Genomic DNA, 335 nt, shown 5'->3' on the forward strand with positions numbered 1-335 from the left:
CCCGCAGCGTATCGCCCAGCTCAGTGCCCACCAGCGGCACGCCCTGTTTCATCAGGTCGTCAGCCATCCACTTCACGCCGGAAGCAAAGGTGATCTGCTCGATCCAGTACACCCGATCGGCAAACCAATCCTTCACCGTCACGCTGTCCTGACCGTTGACGTGGCGGAACACCATATCGTTGCCGCTGCGCAGCACCTGGATATCGCCTTCCTTGATGCCCACGCCGAACACCAACTCATCACGGTAGGCGTCGTTGACCGTCGGCGCATCCGCCTTGTCGATGATCACATCCTGACCATCGCCCAGATTGAACAGATAGGTGTCGCGCGCATAG

At 59.7% G+C, this 335-nt stretch carries 1 protein-coding gene; it reads right to left on the reverse strand.

The window, feature by feature from the left end:
• Positions 1 to 335, reverse strand: a 335-nt coding sequence (locus HA052_RS27220; protein WP_166454452.1) for a calcium-binding protein, incomplete at both ends; no start/stop codon positions are given.

This window comes from Chromobacterium fluminis (genome assembly GCF_011602385.1).
Lineage (GTDB): Bacteria > Pseudomonadota > Gammaproteobacteria > Burkholderiales > Chromobacteriaceae > Chromobacterium > Chromobacterium fluminis.